Source organism: Bacillus sp. z33, assembly GCF_058313615.1.
Genome location: NZ_JBZFQN010000001.1, coordinates 218,724 through 237,549, shown reverse-complemented (window position 1 = coordinate 237,549; position 18,826 = coordinate 218,724). Strand labels below are relative to the sequence as shown.

General features: G+C 35.8%; 16 protein-coding genes and 1 pseudogene. 12 read left to right on the top strand and 5 right to left on the bottom strand.

Annotation, left to right across the window (positions count from 1 at the left end; translation table 11 throughout):
* Positions 1 to 57: 57 nt before the first annotated feature.
* Positions 58 to 276 (bottom strand): hypothetical protein, encoded by a 219-nt coding sequence (locus AC4G3L_RS01175; RefSeq protein ID WP_491075150.1) that lies wholly within the window; start codon positions 274 to 276, stop codon positions 58 to 60.
* Between the two features lie 53 nt (positions 277 to 329).
* Positions 330 to 1,123: pseudogene (locus AC4G3L_RS01170) on the bottom strand (IS1595 family transposase); the annotation flags it as partial.
* Between the two features lie 98 nt (positions 1,124 to 1,221).
* Between AC4G3L_RS01170 and AC4G3L_RS01165 the strand changes: the two are divergent.
* The 3 genes from AC4G3L_RS01165 to AC4G3L_RS01155 all read left to right on the top strand — a co-directional run bounded on the left by AC4G3L_RS01165 (position 1,222) and on the right by AC4G3L_RS01155 (position 3,676).
* Entirely contained in the window at positions 1,222 to 1,710 is a 489-nt protein-coding gene (locus AC4G3L_RS01165; protein WP_491075149.1) for a prolyl-tRNA synthetase associated domain-containing protein, read from the top strand.
* A 67-nt stretch (positions 1,711 to 1,777) separates the two neighbouring features.
* The gene (locus AC4G3L_RS01160; protein ID WP_491075148.1) at positions 1,778 to 2,917 is read left to right on the top strand and encodes a hypothetical protein; all 1,140 of its coding nucleotides are present in this window, start codon (positions 1,778 to 1,780) and stop codon (positions 2,915 to 2,917) included.
* Between the two features lie 534 nt (positions 2,918 to 3,451).
* Positions 3,452 to 3,676, top strand: coding sequence for an NINE protein (locus AC4G3L_RS01155; RefSeq protein WP_491075147.1), 225 nt, complete (start codon positions 3,452 to 3,454; stop codon positions 3,674 to 3,676).
* A gap of 356 nt (positions 3,677 to 4,032) precedes the next feature.
* On the opposite strand, the gene AC4G3L_RS01150 is transcribed toward AC4G3L_RS01155, so the two are convergent.
* Together AC4G3L_RS01150 and AC4G3L_RS01145 are read right to left on the bottom strand one after the other, a co-directional pair.
* Positions 4,033 to 4,281, bottom strand: coding sequence for a spore coat protein (locus AC4G3L_RS01150; RefSeq protein ID WP_491075146.1), 249 nt, complete (start codon positions 4,279 to 4,281; stop codon positions 4,033 to 4,035).
* Positions 4,282 to 4,296: 15 nt separating this feature from the next.
* Complete coding sequence (locus AC4G3L_RS01145; protein WP_491075145.1) at positions 4,297 to 4,479, bottom strand: hypothetical protein; 183 nt, start codon at positions 4,477 to 4,479, stop codon at positions 4,297 to 4,299.
* Between the two features lie 253 nt (positions 4,480 to 4,732).
* Between AC4G3L_RS01145 and htpG the strand changes: the two genes are divergently transcribed.
* The 5 genes from htpG to AC4G3L_RS01120 all read left to right on the top strand — a co-directional run bounded on the left by htpG (position 4,733) and on the right by AC4G3L_RS01120 (position 14,575).
* Complete coding sequence (gene htpG, locus AC4G3L_RS01140) at positions 4,733 to 6,610, top strand: molecular chaperone HtpG (protein ID WP_491075144.1); 1,878 nt, start codon at positions 4,733 to 4,735, stop codon at positions 6,608 to 6,610.
* 198 nt (positions 6,611 to 6,808) lie between these two features.
* On the top strand, positions 6,809 to 7,888 hold the full coding sequence (locus AC4G3L_RS01135) for a Wadjet anti-phage system protein JetD domain-containing protein (RefSeq protein WP_491075143.1): 1,080 nt from the start codon (positions 6,809 to 6,811) through the stop codon (positions 7,886 to 7,888).
* Positions 7,879 to 9,384 carry a hypothetical protein gene (locus AC4G3L_RS01130; protein ID WP_491075142.1) on the top strand — a complete coding sequence of 502 codons (1,506 nt, stop codon included), beginning with the start codon at positions 7,879 to 7,881 and terminating at the stop codon, positions 9,382 to 9,384. The genes AC4G3L_RS01135 and AC4G3L_RS01130 overlap by 10 nt, the downstream gene beginning before the upstream one ends.
* 6 nt (positions 9,385 to 9,390) lie before the next feature.
* Positions 9,391 to 10,137, top strand: coding sequence for a DUF6063 family protein (locus tag AC4G3L_RS01125; protein ID WP_491075141.1), 747 nt, complete (start codon positions 9,391 to 9,393; stop codon positions 10,135 to 10,137).
* Positions 10,115 to 14,575 carry a coiled-coil domain-containing protein gene (locus tag AC4G3L_RS01120; RefSeq protein ID WP_491075140.1) on the top strand — a complete coding sequence of 1,487 codons (4,461 nt, stop codon included), beginning with the start codon at positions 10,115 to 10,117 and terminating at the stop codon, positions 14,573 to 14,575. Before AC4G3L_RS01125 ends, AC4G3L_RS01120 begins: the two co-directional genes overlap by 23 nt.
* 130 nt (positions 14,576 to 14,705) lie before the next feature.
* Here AC4G3L_RS01120 and AC4G3L_RS01115 read toward each other — a convergent pair whose 3' ends face one another.
* The gene (locus AC4G3L_RS01115; RefSeq protein ID WP_491075139.1) at positions 14,706 to 15,005 is read right to left on the bottom strand and encodes a TIGR04104 family putative zinc finger protein; all 300 of its coding nucleotides are present in this window, start codon (positions 15,003 to 15,005) and stop codon (positions 14,706 to 14,708) included.
* Between the two features lie 754 nt (positions 15,006 to 15,759).
* Here AC4G3L_RS01115 and AC4G3L_RS01110 point away from each other — a divergent pair.
* The 4 genes from AC4G3L_RS01110 (at position 15,760) to AC4G3L_RS01095 (ending at position 18,782) form a co-directional block, all read left to right on the top strand.
* Positions 15,760 to 16,137, top strand: coding sequence for a PH domain-containing protein (locus AC4G3L_RS01110; RefSeq protein ID WP_491075138.1), 378 nt, complete (start codon positions 15,760 to 15,762; stop codon positions 16,135 to 16,137).
* Between the two features lie 382 nt (positions 16,138 to 16,519).
* Entirely contained in the window at positions 16,520 to 16,804 is a 285-nt protein-coding gene (locus AC4G3L_RS01105) for a hypothetical protein (RefSeq protein WP_491075137.1), read from the top strand.
* A 344-nt stretch (positions 16,805 to 17,148) separates the two neighbouring features.
* Positions 17,149 to 18,021, top strand: a complete 873-nt coding sequence (locus tag AC4G3L_RS01100) for a glycoside hydrolase family 73 protein (protein WP_491075136.1) — start codon at positions 17,149 to 17,151, stop codon at positions 18,019 to 18,021.
* Between the two features lie 491 nt (positions 18,022 to 18,512).
* The gene (locus AC4G3L_RS01095; RefSeq protein ID WP_491075135.1) at positions 18,513 to 18,782 is read left to right on the top strand and encodes a 2TM domain-containing protein; all 270 of its coding nucleotides are present in this window, start codon (positions 18,513 to 18,515) and stop codon (positions 18,780 to 18,782) included.
* Positions 18,783 to 18,826: the final 44 nt, after the last annotated feature.

Sequence of the window (18,826 nt, the reverse complement as noted above, 5' to 3'; positions counted from 1 at the left end):
ATTTAAGAAAAGACTTCCTTATATTTGGAAGTCCTTAAGTGGTTCATAAACTAATTCTTAAGAGAATTCATTTGATTTATTATCTTCATAATTGATTTTCTTATTTCTTACAACACTATAAAAAACCATTCCAATAAACAGGAAAAATAAAACAGTGAAAACTACTCCATATGTTATTTCTTGGTTATTAAAATTTCCATAAGCATATATTGCCATTGAGATAGAACTCGCTATTAAAGCGAATATAATCAATGGATTGATTTTAACCTTCTTCAAAACAATTTCCTTCCTTTCATCACAATCAAAAGGTGTACCTTCAATACATATCTTTATTTCACGAACTTAGATAACCTAAGTTTATCATATGTTTCAACGATTGGAATTAAATACCTTTTAATTATCATATCATTAACTGTCACTTCGTTCAGTTGGTGCTGGATGCTCTCAAGCACCTGGAACCACGCAAGGTAATTATCAAGATATTTGGTTGCCACCCCGTTAAAACGCTGTATCCATCCTTTAAGTCTGCTGTGATAACTGTTGACGTTTTGGATATGATAAAGACCCTTTGTGCGGACTTTACCATCTGATTTGAATTGATAAATGGTCATTCCTTTGTCAGTAGCGTAGGTTCTGAACGCTCGCCAAGAGTCTGTACATAACACATTTTGGGATGACAGTTTTTGACCAATGGCTTTATCCAATTGCTCTTTTTTATTCTGCCTACACCAAGGGTTGTCGAAACTGTATTTTTGTCACGGTCTCTAGCTACTAATACACAGACCTGCTCATTGCTGATGCCACGCTTTATGGCTTTTCCACCACGTTTACGAGATTTTCTGCCAGCAATTTTCTTCTGCCCTTTTTCAGAGTACAGGAAATAGGTCTCGTCCATTTCAACGATACCTTGAAAATTTTCTACTTCAATTTGTTTCAGGGCTGATAATAGTTTATGTCTCCAGTAAAACAGCGTAACGTGGGTTACCCCTTTGACCATCTCGGCTGACTTACGGAGGGAGTAACCATCAATCATACATTCAATGGATTTTATCCATTTATTCAGACGGCGGGTTCTATAAAGTGAGGTGTTGGTTAAATCGGTGAAAGTAGAATAAATCCCTTTTGAATGATTTATCGAAGGCAAATAATTCAGGATTTTATGATAAAATATTTTAGTATAATAAAAATATTCAGAACTCTAATGATGGAGGCCTATTCTTTATGGAACAATATCAGATTGTATATAATACCTTAACTAAAATGAATATTCCATTTGAAGTAGTTGAACACCCTCCTGCTTGGACAACAGCTGAAGCAGACAAATATATTGATGGAAAAGAAGGGGTACGCACTAAAACGCTCTTCCTTACCAACAAAAAAAAAGATGCGTTTTATTTAGTTATAATGAATGGAGCAAAGCGTCTTGATATGGATCATCTTGCTACGATACTCAATGAAAAACGGATAAGCTTAGCTTCACCTCAAAGATTAATGAAAAAAATGTCTTTATCTCCTGGTAGTGTTTCTATTTTTGGATTACTAAATAATGAGGGACACGATATAAAAGTTTATCTAGATAAAGAGATGCTCTCAGAAAAATTGATGACATTCCATCCTAATGACAATTCTAAAACTTTATTTATTACTACAGAAGATATGTATAAATTCATAACTACAATTGGCTATGTGTACACGATTGTAGAACTGTAATTAAGCTAACCAATTAAGTTAGCTGAGTTTAATAAATAAGTAAAAAATAGTATGGAAGTGTTATTTAATGGATAAAAAAGAACTTCAAGATGTAAAAAATCAAGTAGAAGAATTCAGAGATCTTTTCAAGGATGATCCTGTTAAGCACATACAGGAAGGAACTTGGTTTACAAAAGTGTTGCAAATGGTTTTGAATGAAACACCTCATAAATTAGATGCGAAATTTTTCAAAAGGAAATACATTGGCCTAAGTAATGAACAAAAGGCTAAAAAACTTGTTAAGACAACATCAAATTATACTGCTATTGTAGGAGCATCTGCTGCAGGTGTCGTATCTACAGCGGAGTTATCAACTGTAGTTACCGGAGGTTGGTCTCTTACAGTTGCAGGAGCATCGTTAATAGGTGAAATTTCTTTTATTACATATTTGCAATTGAAATTAGTATATGAAGTTTCTATTTTATTAGATGCTGAATTGGACAGAGAAGATCCGGAAGATATAATAACTTTATTTTGGTTTGCTTTAGGTGTGAATGTTTGGGATGATGTCAGCAATTTAGTTTTAAAAGCAGGACCTCAAACTACGGAATATTTAGGAAGAAAAGCTTTGAGATCAGGCATTCGAACTGGGATACAAAATATGGCGAAAAGAGTTGGAGGCCAAAAACTGGCTCAAAAAATCACTGAAAAAACTTTATTGAAATTAATAGTACCTGGGGTCAATATGCCAATCGCAGCTTTAGCAAATAGAACCTTTACTTCGAAGTTAGGCAATCTAGCGATTGAAAAATTTAAGATTCGAGGAACCATTATACCGATAATTCAAAAATTGGCGGTTTTAGATCGATATTATTCAATTCTAACCATACCTCTCCTGTATCATGTTGGAATTTTTGATAATAAAGATAAAAAAGGAATAAACAATGTTATTGAAATGCAGAGCAATATAACGAAAAGATTAAATCTTAATGAAGAAGAGGAAAGTTTAATCAACAATATGATTCATCTGAATTTTAATGAATTTTGTAACTTGCTAAGTGATCTTAAAGATCAGTTGGCTATCAAGCACTTATTTACAATATCTTTTTATACAAATATATTAAAAAACGATGATGATTATACAAAAATTAGTTCGATAAAGAATGCTTTAAATATTAAAGATGAATTTGATATAGATGAATACAAATTACATCTTGGAGTTAAATAACTAAAGGAACAATTATGTTTATGAATTATTAAGTTAATAGTTGAGGTGCCATACGACTCATATACTTCAGGCATTTGATTATTGATCACTCTCAAAAAGCAATCAATATAAAGCGTGCATCACCATATAACAGAAGTACAATGTATATCAATGTACTGGTTAGCAGTACATGTGAGGTGACAAACATTCTACACAGGTAAAGTGTATAACCAAATGGTGATATTTCCTTAATCACTATAGATACATATCGCTAACATTGTCCTGTGAATAATGGTTCTTCACGTGTAACATTTTTATATCAAACCGTAATATATTCAAACTTTTGTCCATACTCTCACGAACTTACCCTCTATCCATCAAAGAACAGAATATTGCTTAAAGTATGAAGAAACCGGAACAATTTCTTACAAATGTAGAAATTTAATCCTATTTTGTGAAAAAATAGGTATACAATACCATTTTATGGTTTATAATCAATTAGGCGAGAATATTTTTTGTCTGCAATTATAGTTTTTATAGGAAAGAGGAATCATAATGCAAGTTCAAAGAAAATCGTTTGGTGTAGCATTATTATTATGGTTATTTTTCGGATCAATCGGTGCTCATAAGATGTATGTAAAAGAAAGAGTACATTATATTTTCTGGTATTGGCTGGCTTCTATCTGTACGCTTTCTATCATTCTATGGATTGACCTTTTCAGAATGAAGGGCATGATAGATAGACAGTATTTCGAAGATAAAGGTAAGTATGCAGCATAATAAAATATAAGAGGTTGTATAGTAGGGCCAACGGTCCTACTATTTTTAATTAGGAAAAGGGAACCGTTTTTGAGGTTTAATTTTGTTATCGGACCAATCTTAGGGGGAATTATAGGATTTATCTTTAGTGAAATATTGTAAGAACTGCAAGCGAAGAAAAAATAATACTGGCCTATAAAGTTCTCCAAAATAGGTTGGTGGAATTAACAAACCATACGTTAGTCATAAAAATGAATATAGGATTATCTTGATGAAACAACTAGAAAACAAAGGATGACTTATCATATGATCCCGACTGGGTTCGAACCAGCGACCCCCACCCTGTCAAGGAGAGGGGTCAGGTATTGTCCTGTTTGTTATCCTTGTGATAGCTCGTTCTTAACGGTCATGATTTCGTCCTCAGTTGCAGGTTGTGCTGGTTTATAATAGCCTCTTTGCTTGGCTAGTAAATAGACTTCATATTGTCTTTGTTCATCCTGGTTTCTCATGTCTTGAACCTTTTGTCTTAGTTCCTGATTTTCGGTCTGTGCAATAATAGACGCATAACCTGTGAGACTGCTGTTTAATCCAGATAAATAATCATTGATCATATCTTTTTCCTGCATGACTAAACCTCCCGCTTATAAAAATTTCATTAAATCTTCTTTATGAGTTCTTGCGTCCTGAGCATCTTTCCGTAATTGCTGGATGATTTCAGGGTCTGTACATTGCTGTGCATAATAATCCAGCTTGGTAGCCAGGGTCGCGTGTGAACCGATCATATGACGCAGGTTCTGAAGTTCTAATTCATTTAAATTTGGCATATCATCACTCCTCCAATAAAATTCACTACTACTATCTGCTGAAAGACAATAAAATATGCATTTCAAAAAGTTGATTTTCTAAGCAAATTACTTCAAAACGTACTTTTAAACTAATAAGTTTTCCTACAAATATTGACACCATATTAAAATTGTGAATAATTAAAAATAGATGTAATTAGCACTCGTTAATCATGAGTGCTAATTGCCAAAGATTCTTTCTTTACAGAAACACGATGGAGGGGAAAAGACGAATATGGAAAAACAGCAATTTAAAGCCGAATCCAAACGATTACTTGAAATGATGATTAACTCAATTTATTCCCAGCGCGAGGTATTTTTGCGTGAGCTTATTTCAAATGCCAGCGATGCGATTGACAAACTTTACTATAAGGCATTAACCGACGAGTCCTTAACTTTTAATAAAGAGAGTTATTACATAAAAGTAAGTGCAGATAAAGATAATAGAACCTTAACTATCTTGGATACAGGTATTGGGATGACAAAGGAAGAGTTAGAAAATAATCTCGGTACAATTGCCAAAAGTGGTTCTTTAGCATTTAAAAATGAAAATGAATCAAAAGATGGCCACGATATTATAGGTCAATTCGGTGTCGGATTTTATGCGGCGTTTATGGTAGCGGATCAAGTAACCGTGATCAGTAAAGCTCTTGGTTCGGATACCGCCTATAAATGGGAATCAGAAGGAACAGAAGGATACACAATCGTTCCATGCGAAAAAGAAACAGTCGGTACTGAAATCATCCTTACGATTAAAGAGAATTCCGAAGAAGAAGATTTCGATCAATATTTAGATGAATTTAAATTAAAATCCATTATCAAGAAATATTCTGATTTTATCCGTTATCCAATCAAAATGGATAGTGTGGAAAAACGCCCAATCGAAGGCAGCGAAGATGAATTTGAAAATGTCATCGAAGAACAGACCATCAATAGCATGGTGCCAATTTGGAAAAAGAATAGAAGTGAACTAACGGAAGAGGACTATGAAAGCTTCTACCATGAGAAGCATTACGGTTTTGATAAGCCACTTAAACACTTGCATATCAATGTAGATGGAACGATTCGTTATAATGCAATTCTTTTCATCCCTGAAAATATTCCGTTTGATTATTATTCAAAAGAATTTGAAAAGGGTCTTGAGTTGTATTCTAATGGCGTGCTCATCATGGAGAAATGTGCTGATTTATTGCCGGACCATTTCAGCTTTGTGAAAGGAATGGTTGACTCAGAAGATTTATCTCTGAACATCTCCAGAGAAATGCTGCAGCATGATCGTCAACTGAAGCTGATTGCGAAAAACCTTTCGAAAAAAATTAAAAGCGAGCTTCAATCCCTATTGAAAAATGACCGTGAAAAATATGAGTCATTCTACAATGCTTTTGGCCGTCAAATCAAATTTGGTGTGTACAGTGATTTTGGAGCAAATAAAGATGCTTTACAAGATTTACTCATGTTCCACTCTTCCAAAGAGAATAAATTAGTGACACTTGATGAGTATGTTTCAAGAATGCCTGAAGACCAAAAATACATCTACTACGCAACAGGTGATTCTTATGAAAGAATTGAAAAACTTCCTCAAACTGAGGTTGTACTAGATAAAGGGTATGAGATTCTCTACTTCACTGAAGATATTGATGAATTCGCAATTAAGATGCTCATGAATTATAAAGAAAAAGAATTTAAATCTGTCTCCAGTGGAGATCTTGGATTTGATAGCGATTCTTCTGAGGAAAAGGAAGATAATAAGGAAGAAAATGCTGAGTTATTCAATTATATGAAGGACTTGCTTGCAAACAAGGTAAAAGATGTCAGAGCATCCAAACGTCTAAAAACACATCCTGTTTGCCTATCCGCTGATGGAGAAATCACGATTGAGATGGAAAAAATCTTAAATGCTATGCCGGATAATCAAAATGTGAAGGCTGATAAAGTACTTGAAATTAATACTACGCATGAAGTCTTCCACTCTTTAAAAGCTGCTTATGAACAAGATAAGGCTAAACTGGACCTATATACAGAGCTCTTGTATAACCAAGCCTTATTAATAGAAGGTCTGCCAATCAATGACCCTGTAGAATTTACAAATAATATTTGCAAAGTGATGGTCTAATCTTAACCAATAAGCATCAGTTTACCCTCTGAAAATGGGTGGACTGATGCTTTTTTAATTTTTGTTTTTTCACTATTTTAAGCCGGTATACCAACATTTTTGTGTATAATAAGAGGACTATCGACAAAATTCTCCATTAGGAAAATAAGATATTCATATAATGATCCGTTTGATATAATCCTTAAAGTAAGATGATGTATGAAGAAGGTGGCAGTTATTAATAAGGTTGAAGTGAGAGTAAGGCAATTTATTGAAGATATACAGCATCCCAACCAAAAGAAAAAGATCAATATAAATGACTTGGAGAGTCAATTAAGAATACATATAGAGGATTATTTTGATATGGATGGGTATACATTGTTTCACGGTGTTATAGAAAAACTCGTAGAGGAGAATGTACTTACCCCTATCTTAAATAAACAAACAAATGGCCGTTATCCAGCGTTGCCATTATTTTATTGGGTTACGATTAAAAAGGAAATCACCAGATGGGATCGTCTTGAAATGCTTAAGCTGAATGATCAATTCGATTTTTCTTTTTACGAAAGACATCCGGAGTGGCAAACAGAAGAGGAATGGATAAGAATCAAACACCTCTACACTTTTCTAAAAAGCAGTCACACTAGGCAAATCGTCTCCTTGGAGGAGCGGAGCCTTGAGCTTTTCGGACATGAAAAATTCCTAACAGACAATGAAATGTTTCCAGAAGGAAAAGGATTTTTACAAAGAATCGGAGTTTCTATGGAAGAATTAAAGAGCACAAGGATGGGAGAACCGTTTGTCTTTTGGATGAAAACAGGGGTTCAGATGGCGGATATAAAACGTGTGTTGATTGTTGAGAATCTATCCTTCTTCCAAACTTGCGTTCAATTACTGGAAAAAGACCTTTTGGATTATGAACCGGAACTGATTATTTATGGTGAGGGCAAAAAGATTGAAAGAAGCTTCTCCTTTTTCTTTAAACTTTTCCCAGAGGATTCCTATTTATTTTATTATGCGGGTGACCTGGATGCAGAGGGTTACAGTATTTGCATGAGATTAATAGATAAATATCAGGAGTGTACCATTCAGCCTGCTTTAAAAATATATCGGAAAATGCTTGAATGCAAAGAACTGGCCAATTTGGAAACAGAGCAAGTACGTAATGAAGGACACAGGGACCGATTCATTTCTTGGTTTACGGAAGAGGAACAGAGGAGCTTAACTGAGTTATGGGCTGACCAAAAACGGATTCCGCAGGAGGTCTTAACGATTGAAACTTGGAGGCGATGGACGTGAATGAATCGTGGGAGGGCTTTGCCCAAAGGATGAAGCGATTAAATCCTTTGTTCGAACTGGGGAAAGGAATGGAAATCGGCGAACTGAAGCCCTATATACAGACTATTTTAATGCAAGTTTTATTGACTATTTTCTATCGTGAATTGAATGATGATGACGGCCGAAGAAAAATGGATATTTTACATATGGTCGAGGATAGCATCAAACAGATGAAGCTAACGGCTGATGAAAAGCAAGTGGAGCGGATTACGAACGGTCTCCTATTTCAAGGGAAGGAAGAATACAGCAAACCATTTGAATCGGTATATTTTGATGAAATCAAACAGGCTTGGGATACTCAAACCTTTCGTTATGTAACAATGGACGAACTGTATACTAACCTGGAAATGGGTGGATCCATTGTCTATAAATTAACCGATGTCGCACAAGAAATGATATTCATGAGCCGGGAGATGGCAGAAGAGTTCTCGATTACGATCGAACAGCTGTACAGCATGCAGCTGATTAAAAATGGGAATTTCAAAAAAGCCACACGGAATCTGGACCATCTGATTTCCAGGGTGAATCGTCTGATGACGAAGGAATATACCTTTCAAAAAGAGATGGTCAACAATCCCAAGATTCTTCTTGTAGAGCAAGAACACCAAAGGGAGGAAAATCGCTGGGAGATTGAGGAACAATTTGAAGAAGAGAAAAATCATTTCCGTACCATTTCCTCTATGATTGAAAAGGCAAAATGGACTGAAGAGAATGGCCTTGTTCAAAAGGAATTACTCGTACTTCATGAAAAAATTGAACACACCAGACAGCTGCATGACCGGTTTGCCAAATTGGTTATCCAAAATATTTCGTATGAAATGAAGTTAAAAGCAGAGAACCCATCTTTATTCTGGGAAAACAGCCTTGTTTCATTCCGGGAGCATATTTATGAAAATTGGATTATGAAAGAGGGAATCAAGGATTTTGACTTAGTCGAAAACATGATTGGACCTTTATTTTCTCCAAGAAATGAATTCATTCTCCCGCTTGATTGGATTTGGATGGAACAGGAACAGGCAAATGTTCTGCAAATAGAAGATACAAATCCGGATGAGGATGACGAAGAAGAGTTTACAAAGCGTGTGACAGACTGGTCTTCCATCATAAAAGCATGGAAAGATGTATTTGAACACTTACAGCAATTTGGAGAGTTTTCACTTGCTGATTTAGCGGATATGCCAATGGACGTACAGGACCAATGGTTTGAAGAAAGTGAAACACTTGATTTATGGATGTTATTTGATAAGAAACCTCTCAGAATCCTATCACCAACACGGAAATTAGAGACATTATCGGATGAACGTGAAATCCTTCTGCATCGAATAATGAATGAATATCCACAATTTTTATCATTAGAAGGATGCCAGATTTATACTGAATTCGACCATCGTTCAGCTCCTGTTATATGGTATAGGACTAAAATGACACCATTTAAAATTTGTCTCCGGGAGGAGTAAGGCTATATGAATAATGAAATCGTAAAAAAAGCATCGCATGTTTATTTTACATTACTAAAAGACAAAGTTATTGATGAAACGAGCGAGCATTTCCAAACCTACTATGAACCGGAAGTCAGACAGACGGTTTTGTTACTGGCAGATGAATCCGGAACATATATTATCGAATCACCAAAGCGAATCCATTTAGTTGTGCAGCCAGCAGGATCTGTTTTCGCTACTAACTTTACCCATATGAAAGATAAGCATAAGCAAATAGAAAATAAGAAGTATTTCAATTTAATGAGTATTGTTCTTATGGCTTTTCTGGCGATGGTGGATAAGAACCAGGCAGCTAGAATTCGGACGAAGCGTGAAGGCATTACGTATTACGCTTTAGAACGCCAAGTGAATGAACTGATTACAAACTGGAATCGAATGTTAAAAGAAAATCCGTCATTTGGAGAAGAACAAGCCATTGATATGCCGGATATCGTAACAACTTGGATCAATATGGTTGTGGAAGCTGATGATTACGGTACAAGGAAAGGGAACAGACGGACGCGTATTGGGCTGATTACCGGAGCTATGAGACTGCTGGAAACAGAAGGATTAGTCGTGATTTTAGACAGAGACGATATACCAAAAGCCGTCCCGAAAATGGAATTATTTGAACGGATCGAATTCCTTTATCATGATTATGACCGATATGAACAAATGAAGGAACTTATGAAGACGGAGGAGAAGGAGAATGCCGAAAATCCATCGCATTAGAATCGTCGGACTGAAATATGACGGGATGCAAAAGCAATATAAGGATACAACCTTTGATTTTCATAATCAACAAACATCTACAAATGGATTAATCGCTATGATGAATGGCGGTGGAAAAGGTGTTTTCCTCCAATCCATCTTCCAGGTGCTCAAGCCGGGAACGGCATGGGGAAAACAAAACAATCGTTTCTACCAACAATTTTTCTTTAATAAAAAGGAACAGTTTGCACCGTATACCTTCCACATCTTGATTGAATGGGAACTGGATGGTTCTGATGGGCGTCATTTAGTAACGGGTGGTATGTTCTCTGCTGAGCAAAAGAAATTGCTGGATGAGGAAAGCGGCCTTGAGAATGAAACAAATGAACGCGAGGCTAAAATTGTCCCGAATATCACTTTTTATGCAAGAGAGTTTGATCGTAAAGAGGACGTTGCTTTGGAACATATTCCTCTCTATGAAAATGGAAAAGTAGCAGATTCAGACGAATTGAAGGATTATTTCAAATGGAATGGATTCGATGTATACCGCGACATAAAGAAACATTATCGCATTCTTGATACATATGGCATCAATCGAAAAGATTGGGACATTATGAAAGAGATTAATAGGGATGAAGGCGGGGTAGGTAAATTTTTTGAAGGCGCAGAGGATGATCATTCTCTCTTCCAAAAAAGAATTATCCCGACCATCACTCAAGTGTTAAATAAAGCGGAATCTCAAAAAAATGACCTGATGGAGATTTTTAAAAGCCAGGCTAGCATCGCTAAAGATCTCCCAGTTCTGCTTAAAAGAGAACAAGCCCATAAGGAATTTTTAGAAGATATCGTTCCTTTTGAAGAACGTGTCAGGATTGGTGTGGAGCATGAAGAGATTGTACAGGCAAGTACAGAAGAAGGCCAGCAGCTTCTCGGTGCTTTGGAGCATGTGATTAAACAAGAAAAAGAAGGCTTTAGTACACTTGAAGCAGAGATTGAACAATTATCGGAGCAATTATCTGTCTTACGTTTTGAAAAAGATAATTTGGAGTATGCCAAAGCACATCAGGACGTTCGTCATTGGGAAAAGCAACTCGAGAAAGATAAAGAGAAGCATGAACAGCTGAAAACAATTGTTGCGGAAAAACAAGCGATTAAAGATGAATTCACTTTCTCCCTCTTATTGAAGGAATGGAGTGAATACGAAAATACCATCCTTAATTTAATTGAACAAATGAATAAACTTGAACAAAACAGCGGATTAGAACAGGTTAATCAGCGGATGGATGAGATCAAGGCAGAGATGACAGCTGAGTGGGAGAAAGTTAATCTCGATATTACTGAGGCTAATAATCAGTACCATGCTTACAAAAAATATCTTAATAAAAGAAGCAAGGAAGTAAGTGGGCATGATAAACAAAAGACCATTGAAATTGCTAAATTAAGTACAGAAATACATGCCTTACAGGATGAGCTGCAAACATTTGATAAAAAAGCAAATGAAATGGCCACTCAATTTGGAGACCGGATTACGTATGATTTACCTGGGTTAATTGCTCATTTTAAACAAAATTTAATCCAACTCCAGGATGATTTGAAACAGCTTCAGGATAAGGATAAACAAACGCAGGAATTACAAAATGAACTATCCGGATCTTTAGGAACGTTACGTGAATCATTGAAACATATGACCATCAAACGTGATCAATGGAATGAAGCTTTTCAAAAGCAAGAACTAAAAGAAGCGTCTATTCTGGAACGACTGAAACTTATTTTAGATGATGTGTCTTCACCTTTATCGCATGCTCTTTTATCTAAATATGCAGCAGGTATTGAAAGTCATCTGAACCAAAACCAGGAAGAAAGTGAACGGGTCAAAAAAGAACTATGGGAAAGTCAGCTTGACCATTATTTAAACGACGAGAATTTCTGGATTGCCAATCAGGACGTGAAAGAGTTTAAAGAGTGGATTGATGAAAAAACAGGCATTGATGTCTTCTATGGAACACAGTACCTGCAATCCCTGGATGAGGATGAACGTCTTCATCACTTGGATGCATATCCGCTTCTGCCATTTGGGTTGGTCGTTAGCAAGCCGCAATGGGAGAAAATTAATCATCATCTTTTACAGGGAAGGCTATTTAAAAGCCCGGTTCCTATTTATTTGAGAGAAGAAATGAAGGATCAGGCTGTGTCTTCATTTGTTGTTTTACACGGTGAAGAACATGAGTTAATTACAAACCGGGACTCCTATTTGAAATGGAAAGTATCCATTTCCAAACAAATTGAAGAGAAAAAAGATATCTTAGATGAACTCGGAAAATCAGAACGATCTCTTCGCCGTTTATATAATGAGTTAAACAGAATGACAGATACTGAGCTTTGTATCGATATTGCCAAATACATCGAGCAGGAAGAAAAGGAAATATCCCAAGCCGATGCCGAATTAAAACGAACCATTCAAATCCTCGATAAAGAAAAAGAGCTGCATGTACAATTACGTGAACAAATTAATAGAAAGCAGAATAGAATCGATGAATGTGAAAAACAGATAGAAGTCGTAGAAGGATTTGAACAGGAAAAAGCAAAGTTCGAACAGAATAAACAATTGAATGAAGCAAAGGAAACTCATAAAGCTAATCTTATCGCACAACAAGAAGAAATCAGCAAGGAATTAGAAGAGCTTAATGACAGGAGCGCTCAGTGGAACCAAACCTATTTGGAATGGAAAATGTCTATGGAGCAAAGCATTAAGCAAATCGGCCAATATGTAAGCTCAGCTACTTTCCCCTCTGTTGGAAAAATCGAAAGTAATGAGGAAGTTCCAAGTTTATCTCTGCATATGTTGGATAAGATTAAAGGACATTTGATTGAATTAAATCAATTGCAGCGCTCAAAGGAAGAACAAGCACAGGAATTGCTTACGTTAAAAGCACAGAAAGACGCGGAAACTTCGCAGAAATCTAAATTGGAGAAAAAGCTAACAAAGCTTCATGAAGATTGGAGAGAAAAATCTGTACCGGATGAACCAATCAGCATTCTTGAAGGTTTGCAGCAGACCGCTAACAAAGATGCTAAAGAAGCGGATAAAGAAGAGCGTAAGCAGGATAAAGAAGTCACCGTTGCTGAAACATCCTTAAAGATGGCGCAGGAACAAACTAAAAAAGCGGAGAAAAAGCTTAGCAAGTATGAACAGGAGCCAGAAAAGTGGGAAGAACAGGATCTGGAAGTTAAAGAGGTTGAAATTAAAGACCGGACTAAATTGACCAAAAAAGAACTGAGTCAGGCAGAAAAGAAACTGAAAGAGACGAACGACCGTATCAATGGATATGAGGGAGACCAATTAACATTATCCGTTATTTTAAAAGAAAATCCTCTGCCATTTACGGAAGAGATAGTGGCCAAAATTAAAAATCAGGGTAAATCATGTATTTTAGCCTGGTGTGAGGCGCACCAAAACTTCCTTGAAGAAAAACAAGTTAAGCATGCCAAGCTTGAACAATCACTCCGTAAGCTGAAGCTTACGATTGAAGATAAAGATTGGGAGCTGCGGTTTAAAAATGAAGTCTTGTCTTCTTTGGATCATATGGATACCCGCCATTATGCACATATCGAAACGATTATTGCCAATATGAAACGCTTCTCGAGGAGCGGATTGGAGCAATTGGATCGTGATAAAGAACGTGCTGAAAAGGCGCAGGATTTCTGGGCAAGCCGTGCCAGCATGAAAATCATGAGTATGTCCGATGCGATCCGATCCATGATTGCCAAAATGAAGATTAAAAATGAGCGCGGAGCGTTCCCGCTTGTGCAATTGAAGGAAGATATCTTACCTAAGAATGCGGAAGAAGTGGAACCACTCTTAAAACAGCATTTCGTTGCGGCTATAGATAAGATTACGAAGCAATTTGAAACAATCGATGACCATAATAAAGCTCTTGATGTTGAGATTAAACAATTAATCAGCGATGAACAAATCCTGTTTGTATCTCTACGCAATCGTTTCCCTGAGCTGCTGGTCTATAATATGCGGACTGATAATGCCTTCATGTACGGCAGACCTCAGAAAGAACATTACTCAACATGGAGAACGATAAACCAAGGGTCTAAAACAAAGTCAGATGGCAGCGGCGGTCAAAAATTATCTGCCCGGATGGTTATGATGATGATGCTCCTATCCGTTAAGAGTGAAGCGGACAACAGTTGGGTATCACTCGTCTGTGATAATCCGTTTGGCCAAGCAGCGTCAGCGCATGTTCTCGATCCGATTTTTGCGGTTGCTGAAAAGCTAAAATTCCAGTTAATCGTCGTTACACCGCCTGAACTGGTTAAAACAGAGATCAGCCAGCGCTTTGACTCCTATTACAAACTGGATTTTGTACGTGAAAACGGCAAAGAAATTGTGACAGACACCGTAGTGCCAGCGTATCGGATCTATCAGGAAGAAGAAGTTTTACAATAGAAGAGAGTATTTCATTTTTTAAAGATAAATAAAAGAACTTTTTGCATAGTAATCCAAAACAAAGTTCTTCATTTATCCTGTTAATAAAGAAAAAGGAGACTGCTTGGTTTACACTAAGCAGTCTCCTTTTTTACCATAGCGGCTCTTCTTTATCAGTTAATCTCAGGAATAGAGGCATTAAGAGCAGGACTACAAGCATCAAAAATAATTCCAAAAATAGAATAGAAGGTAATGATAAATCAAATAGGACAGTAAAAGGAATCGTTATGAGTGGAAATAAAACAAATACAGAGGTTGCTTTTCTGGAAGATGGACTTTGATACTGAATTTCTCCACAATGACTGCATTTCATCTGTCTACGGGATGAAAATAATTTCTTGATTGATTTGGTATATGACCACTTTACACCACATTTTTGACAAGTTGGCACGACAAAAGCCTCCTTTTTTGTTGATCGAAAACCTAAACAAACAAAAGGTATTTATTTTATTATAACAGAGCTTAATTTTTCTAAAAATGAAAAAACAAGGAGAGTCATAAAGTATTGAGTATTGGGGTGTGAGGAAAGGTGTGGGATAGGTGTATCATAGGTGTTTCACCACACCTTTCCAACACCTTTGACGCACCTTTACCTGGGCATAGGTGTGGGATAGGTGTATCATAGGTGCTTCCCTGCACCTTTCCAACACCATTGACGCACCTTTACCCGTGCATAGGTGTGGGATAGGTGTACCATAGGTGTTTCGCTGCACCTTTCCAACACCATTGACGCACCTTTACCCGTGCATAGGTGTGGGATAGGTGTACCATAGGTGTTTCGCTACACCTTTCCAACAACATTGATGCACCTTTACCCGGGCGTAGGTGTGGGATAGATGTATCATAGGTGTTATGCCGCACCTTTCCAGCACCATTAACGCACCTTTACCCGGGCATAGGTATGGGATAGATGTATCATAGGTGTTTTCCCACACCTTTGGATTATGATTAAATCAATCGGCGATATGGGAATTCGGATGAGGAATCTGATTAAAAAAGTTGAAAATAATATAGCCTCTTTTATTTTAGATTTACAGGAAGTAAACTTATTATGAATAGCAGTAAAACTCCAGTTATTCCCAATATATAAGAACCAAGTAATACGCTATAATTTAAGATATAGGATTAATGAGGAGGATATATATATGGGGATTTTAGATGGTTTAATGGGTAATTCTTCAACTGTAAGCAAGGATGAGGTTTCTAAATCATTAAAAGAAGTATTGTTTCCAGGCGAAGAAGTTCAACAGGCATACAAGTTAATCAGGGATTTAATTGTATTTACGGGGAACCGACTAATTCTTGTAGATAAACAAGGCATGACTGGAAAAAAAGTCGAGTACCATTCTATCCCATACAAAAGTATTACACATTTCAGTACGGAAACAGCAGGAACATTTGACATGGACGCTGAACTTAAAATTTGGTTATCTGGAGCAGATATGCCTATCATGAAGACATTCAAAAAAGGAAATAGTATTGAAGATATTCAAAAATTGCTTGCTTATTATGTTTGTGGATAATAAAAAACAAACAAATATAGAGTAGGAGAGGGCGTTTTGGACGCTCTCTCTTTTTTATGCATTCCCCAAATCCCCTAAGTACTAAATAATAAAAACTTGATTTTGAATTATTTGAGACATTTTCTGACGAACATAATAGTGAATACGCTTAAAAAAACCACGTTAACTAGTCTTTTAGGTTTATTTAACTTAGTCAATGCCTAATAAAAAATGACCATTTTTATAAATAATTGATAAAACAAAGGACATCATAAATATGTGACGAATACTATAATATGTGTCTAAATTGTGAACTTTTTGAATAGGTTTTATTGAATCGGGTTTTGTTCTTATTCACTTTATTATTAAAGCGTTTTCATCGTCATGAGAGGGAGGAATTATTATGAATGATCAACAAATCATAAAATGTGAGAAATGCAGTGGGAATCAAGTGAAAAAACTAATTACGGTCTCTGATATGATGTTTTTGGCTATTTTGATTGCATGCTGTATTCCGATGCCTGGTTGGTTTTTAATCCCGATCTTTATGTTTATTGGCTTTCTTGATGTTAAAAAGGGTGGGTTTCGTTATAGCTGTACTGGATGCAAATCCAAATTTAGAGTGACAAAGGAAATCAATGCTGCCTTTACTGAATTCTTTAAAACTCAGAAAGCATTAATTAAATAAGCTGTAATTCGCCGGGAGATTAACTGAATATAGGCTGATCTCTTTTGTAGGAAGCATCATTTGGAAATTATTTGTGGTCATCATAATAAGAGTTAAGTCTTACCAAAAGATATAAAGTTGAAATGAGAAGAACTGTTGCTTACAGTTCTTTTTTTGATGTAATCAAGTACAAAGAGTGATTCCAGACTTTTCCTGTTATTGAAGTAATTTTCATTTAAAGTTATTCATAATTTGATACAATAATATTTGATAACATACTAGGTAGAGGGTATAGTAGTTATCTATATTGCAAATACCTGACTTTCTTCCGCTAAAATGTCGAATTGTACAAAGGAGAAAATCAAATGAAACCTTTAAAATTATTATTCTTCGCAATGATTGCGATTATGATAGTTGTTCTTTGGAAAATGTTCCCAACCGAGCAAAAAACCTTCATCACGAATGACCGTATGCAGGAAATTCAAACAATAGTTGATGATGCGAGCAAAGGTAAAGTCCAGGCTAACTGGCAAAATGTCGCAGCTATTGCAGCCATTGAATATAATATAGATACTGTAGCACCCTATAATATCGAACAAACAACGAATCTGTTTATCCAAAAAGATGGAAATCAGTACAAACTTAAAGATATTGAAGAAGTTATGAATACTCTAAATTATACAGATGAACAGAAATCAAAAGTGAAATCCTATTTAAGTTACTTGAATTCATTTAAAAAAGGTAATAAAAGCAGTCAGTATGAATTTATTGCTGAATTAGAAAATGCCGCTGTTGATAATTATAAGGAATATGGTATTTTGCCATCGATCACAATAGCGCAGGCGATTTTAGAATCTGAATGGGGCAAATCAGGGCTATCTCAAAAGTATAATAATCTGTTTGGCATTAAAGGCCATAACTGGGATGGTGCTGTTGCAAGCATGGACACGAAGGAATTCCATAATCAAAAAACAAAAAGTGACTTCAGAGCCTATAATTCGATTGATGAGTCGATTGATGATCACGGTGCATTCCTTAAAGAAAATAAACGTTATGAAAAGCATGGTCTTTTTGAGGCCAACACCTATATGGAACAGGCACAAGCGTTGGAAGATGCCGGCTACAGCACAGCAGAGAATGAAAAAGGTGAAAAAATATATAGTAAAATGTTGACTGATATAATTCAGCAATATCAATTACAACTCATTGATAGCAATGTCACAAATGATAAAATATAAACTCAAGCGTATGTGTTTAATTTGCACATACGCTTGTTTTTTATACTTTTTAAGGAGACTTTAATTTGTTAAACAATCTCTTATGAAAACTTACAGATTCTACCGATCGATTAAATGATTTGATTTGCTTCCCTTGTTTGTTAGTGATGCTAAAAAGTAAAACAACCCGGGAACAAAAATGATCGTTCTGATTAGTAAAAATAAAGGGCCTTATACCCAAATTCCAAAACGGTAAAAGGGGGTTGCTACGGTAGCTCCTTTTCTTGTATTGTTAGCATTCGCCTAATGCAGCAGCCAAATTTAGTTACTTCAATATGGGACAGATGTCTCAGTATACCTTGTTATTGATTAACTTTGTTATATAAAAATCAGAGCAAGAAAGTAGTATAAGATAAGGTAAATAAATTTAAAACTCTACGCTTGTTGTTGGGTATATATGGTAAAATTTAAATTAAATATAGAAAAATATATGAGGAAAGAAGTGACTAAAGATGGAGCGAGATGAGAGGTATTTACGAGCTAAAAAAAGGGTGGAGAATTTAAAGTCGTTTTACATTCATCTAGCGGTTTACATACTAGTTAATCTAATGCTTTTTTTAATAAATATACTCTCTGACCCAAATTATTTATGGTTTTTCTATCCACTTGGAGGTTGGGGAATAGGTGTTGCTATACATGGTTTGACCACTCTTTCATTGGGGAGATTTGGAGAAGATTGGGAAGAACGAAAAATTAAAGAATATATAGAGAAAGATAAATAAAACTGTAAGGCTCATTTTTATTAGAGCGGAATTAAACAACTTTA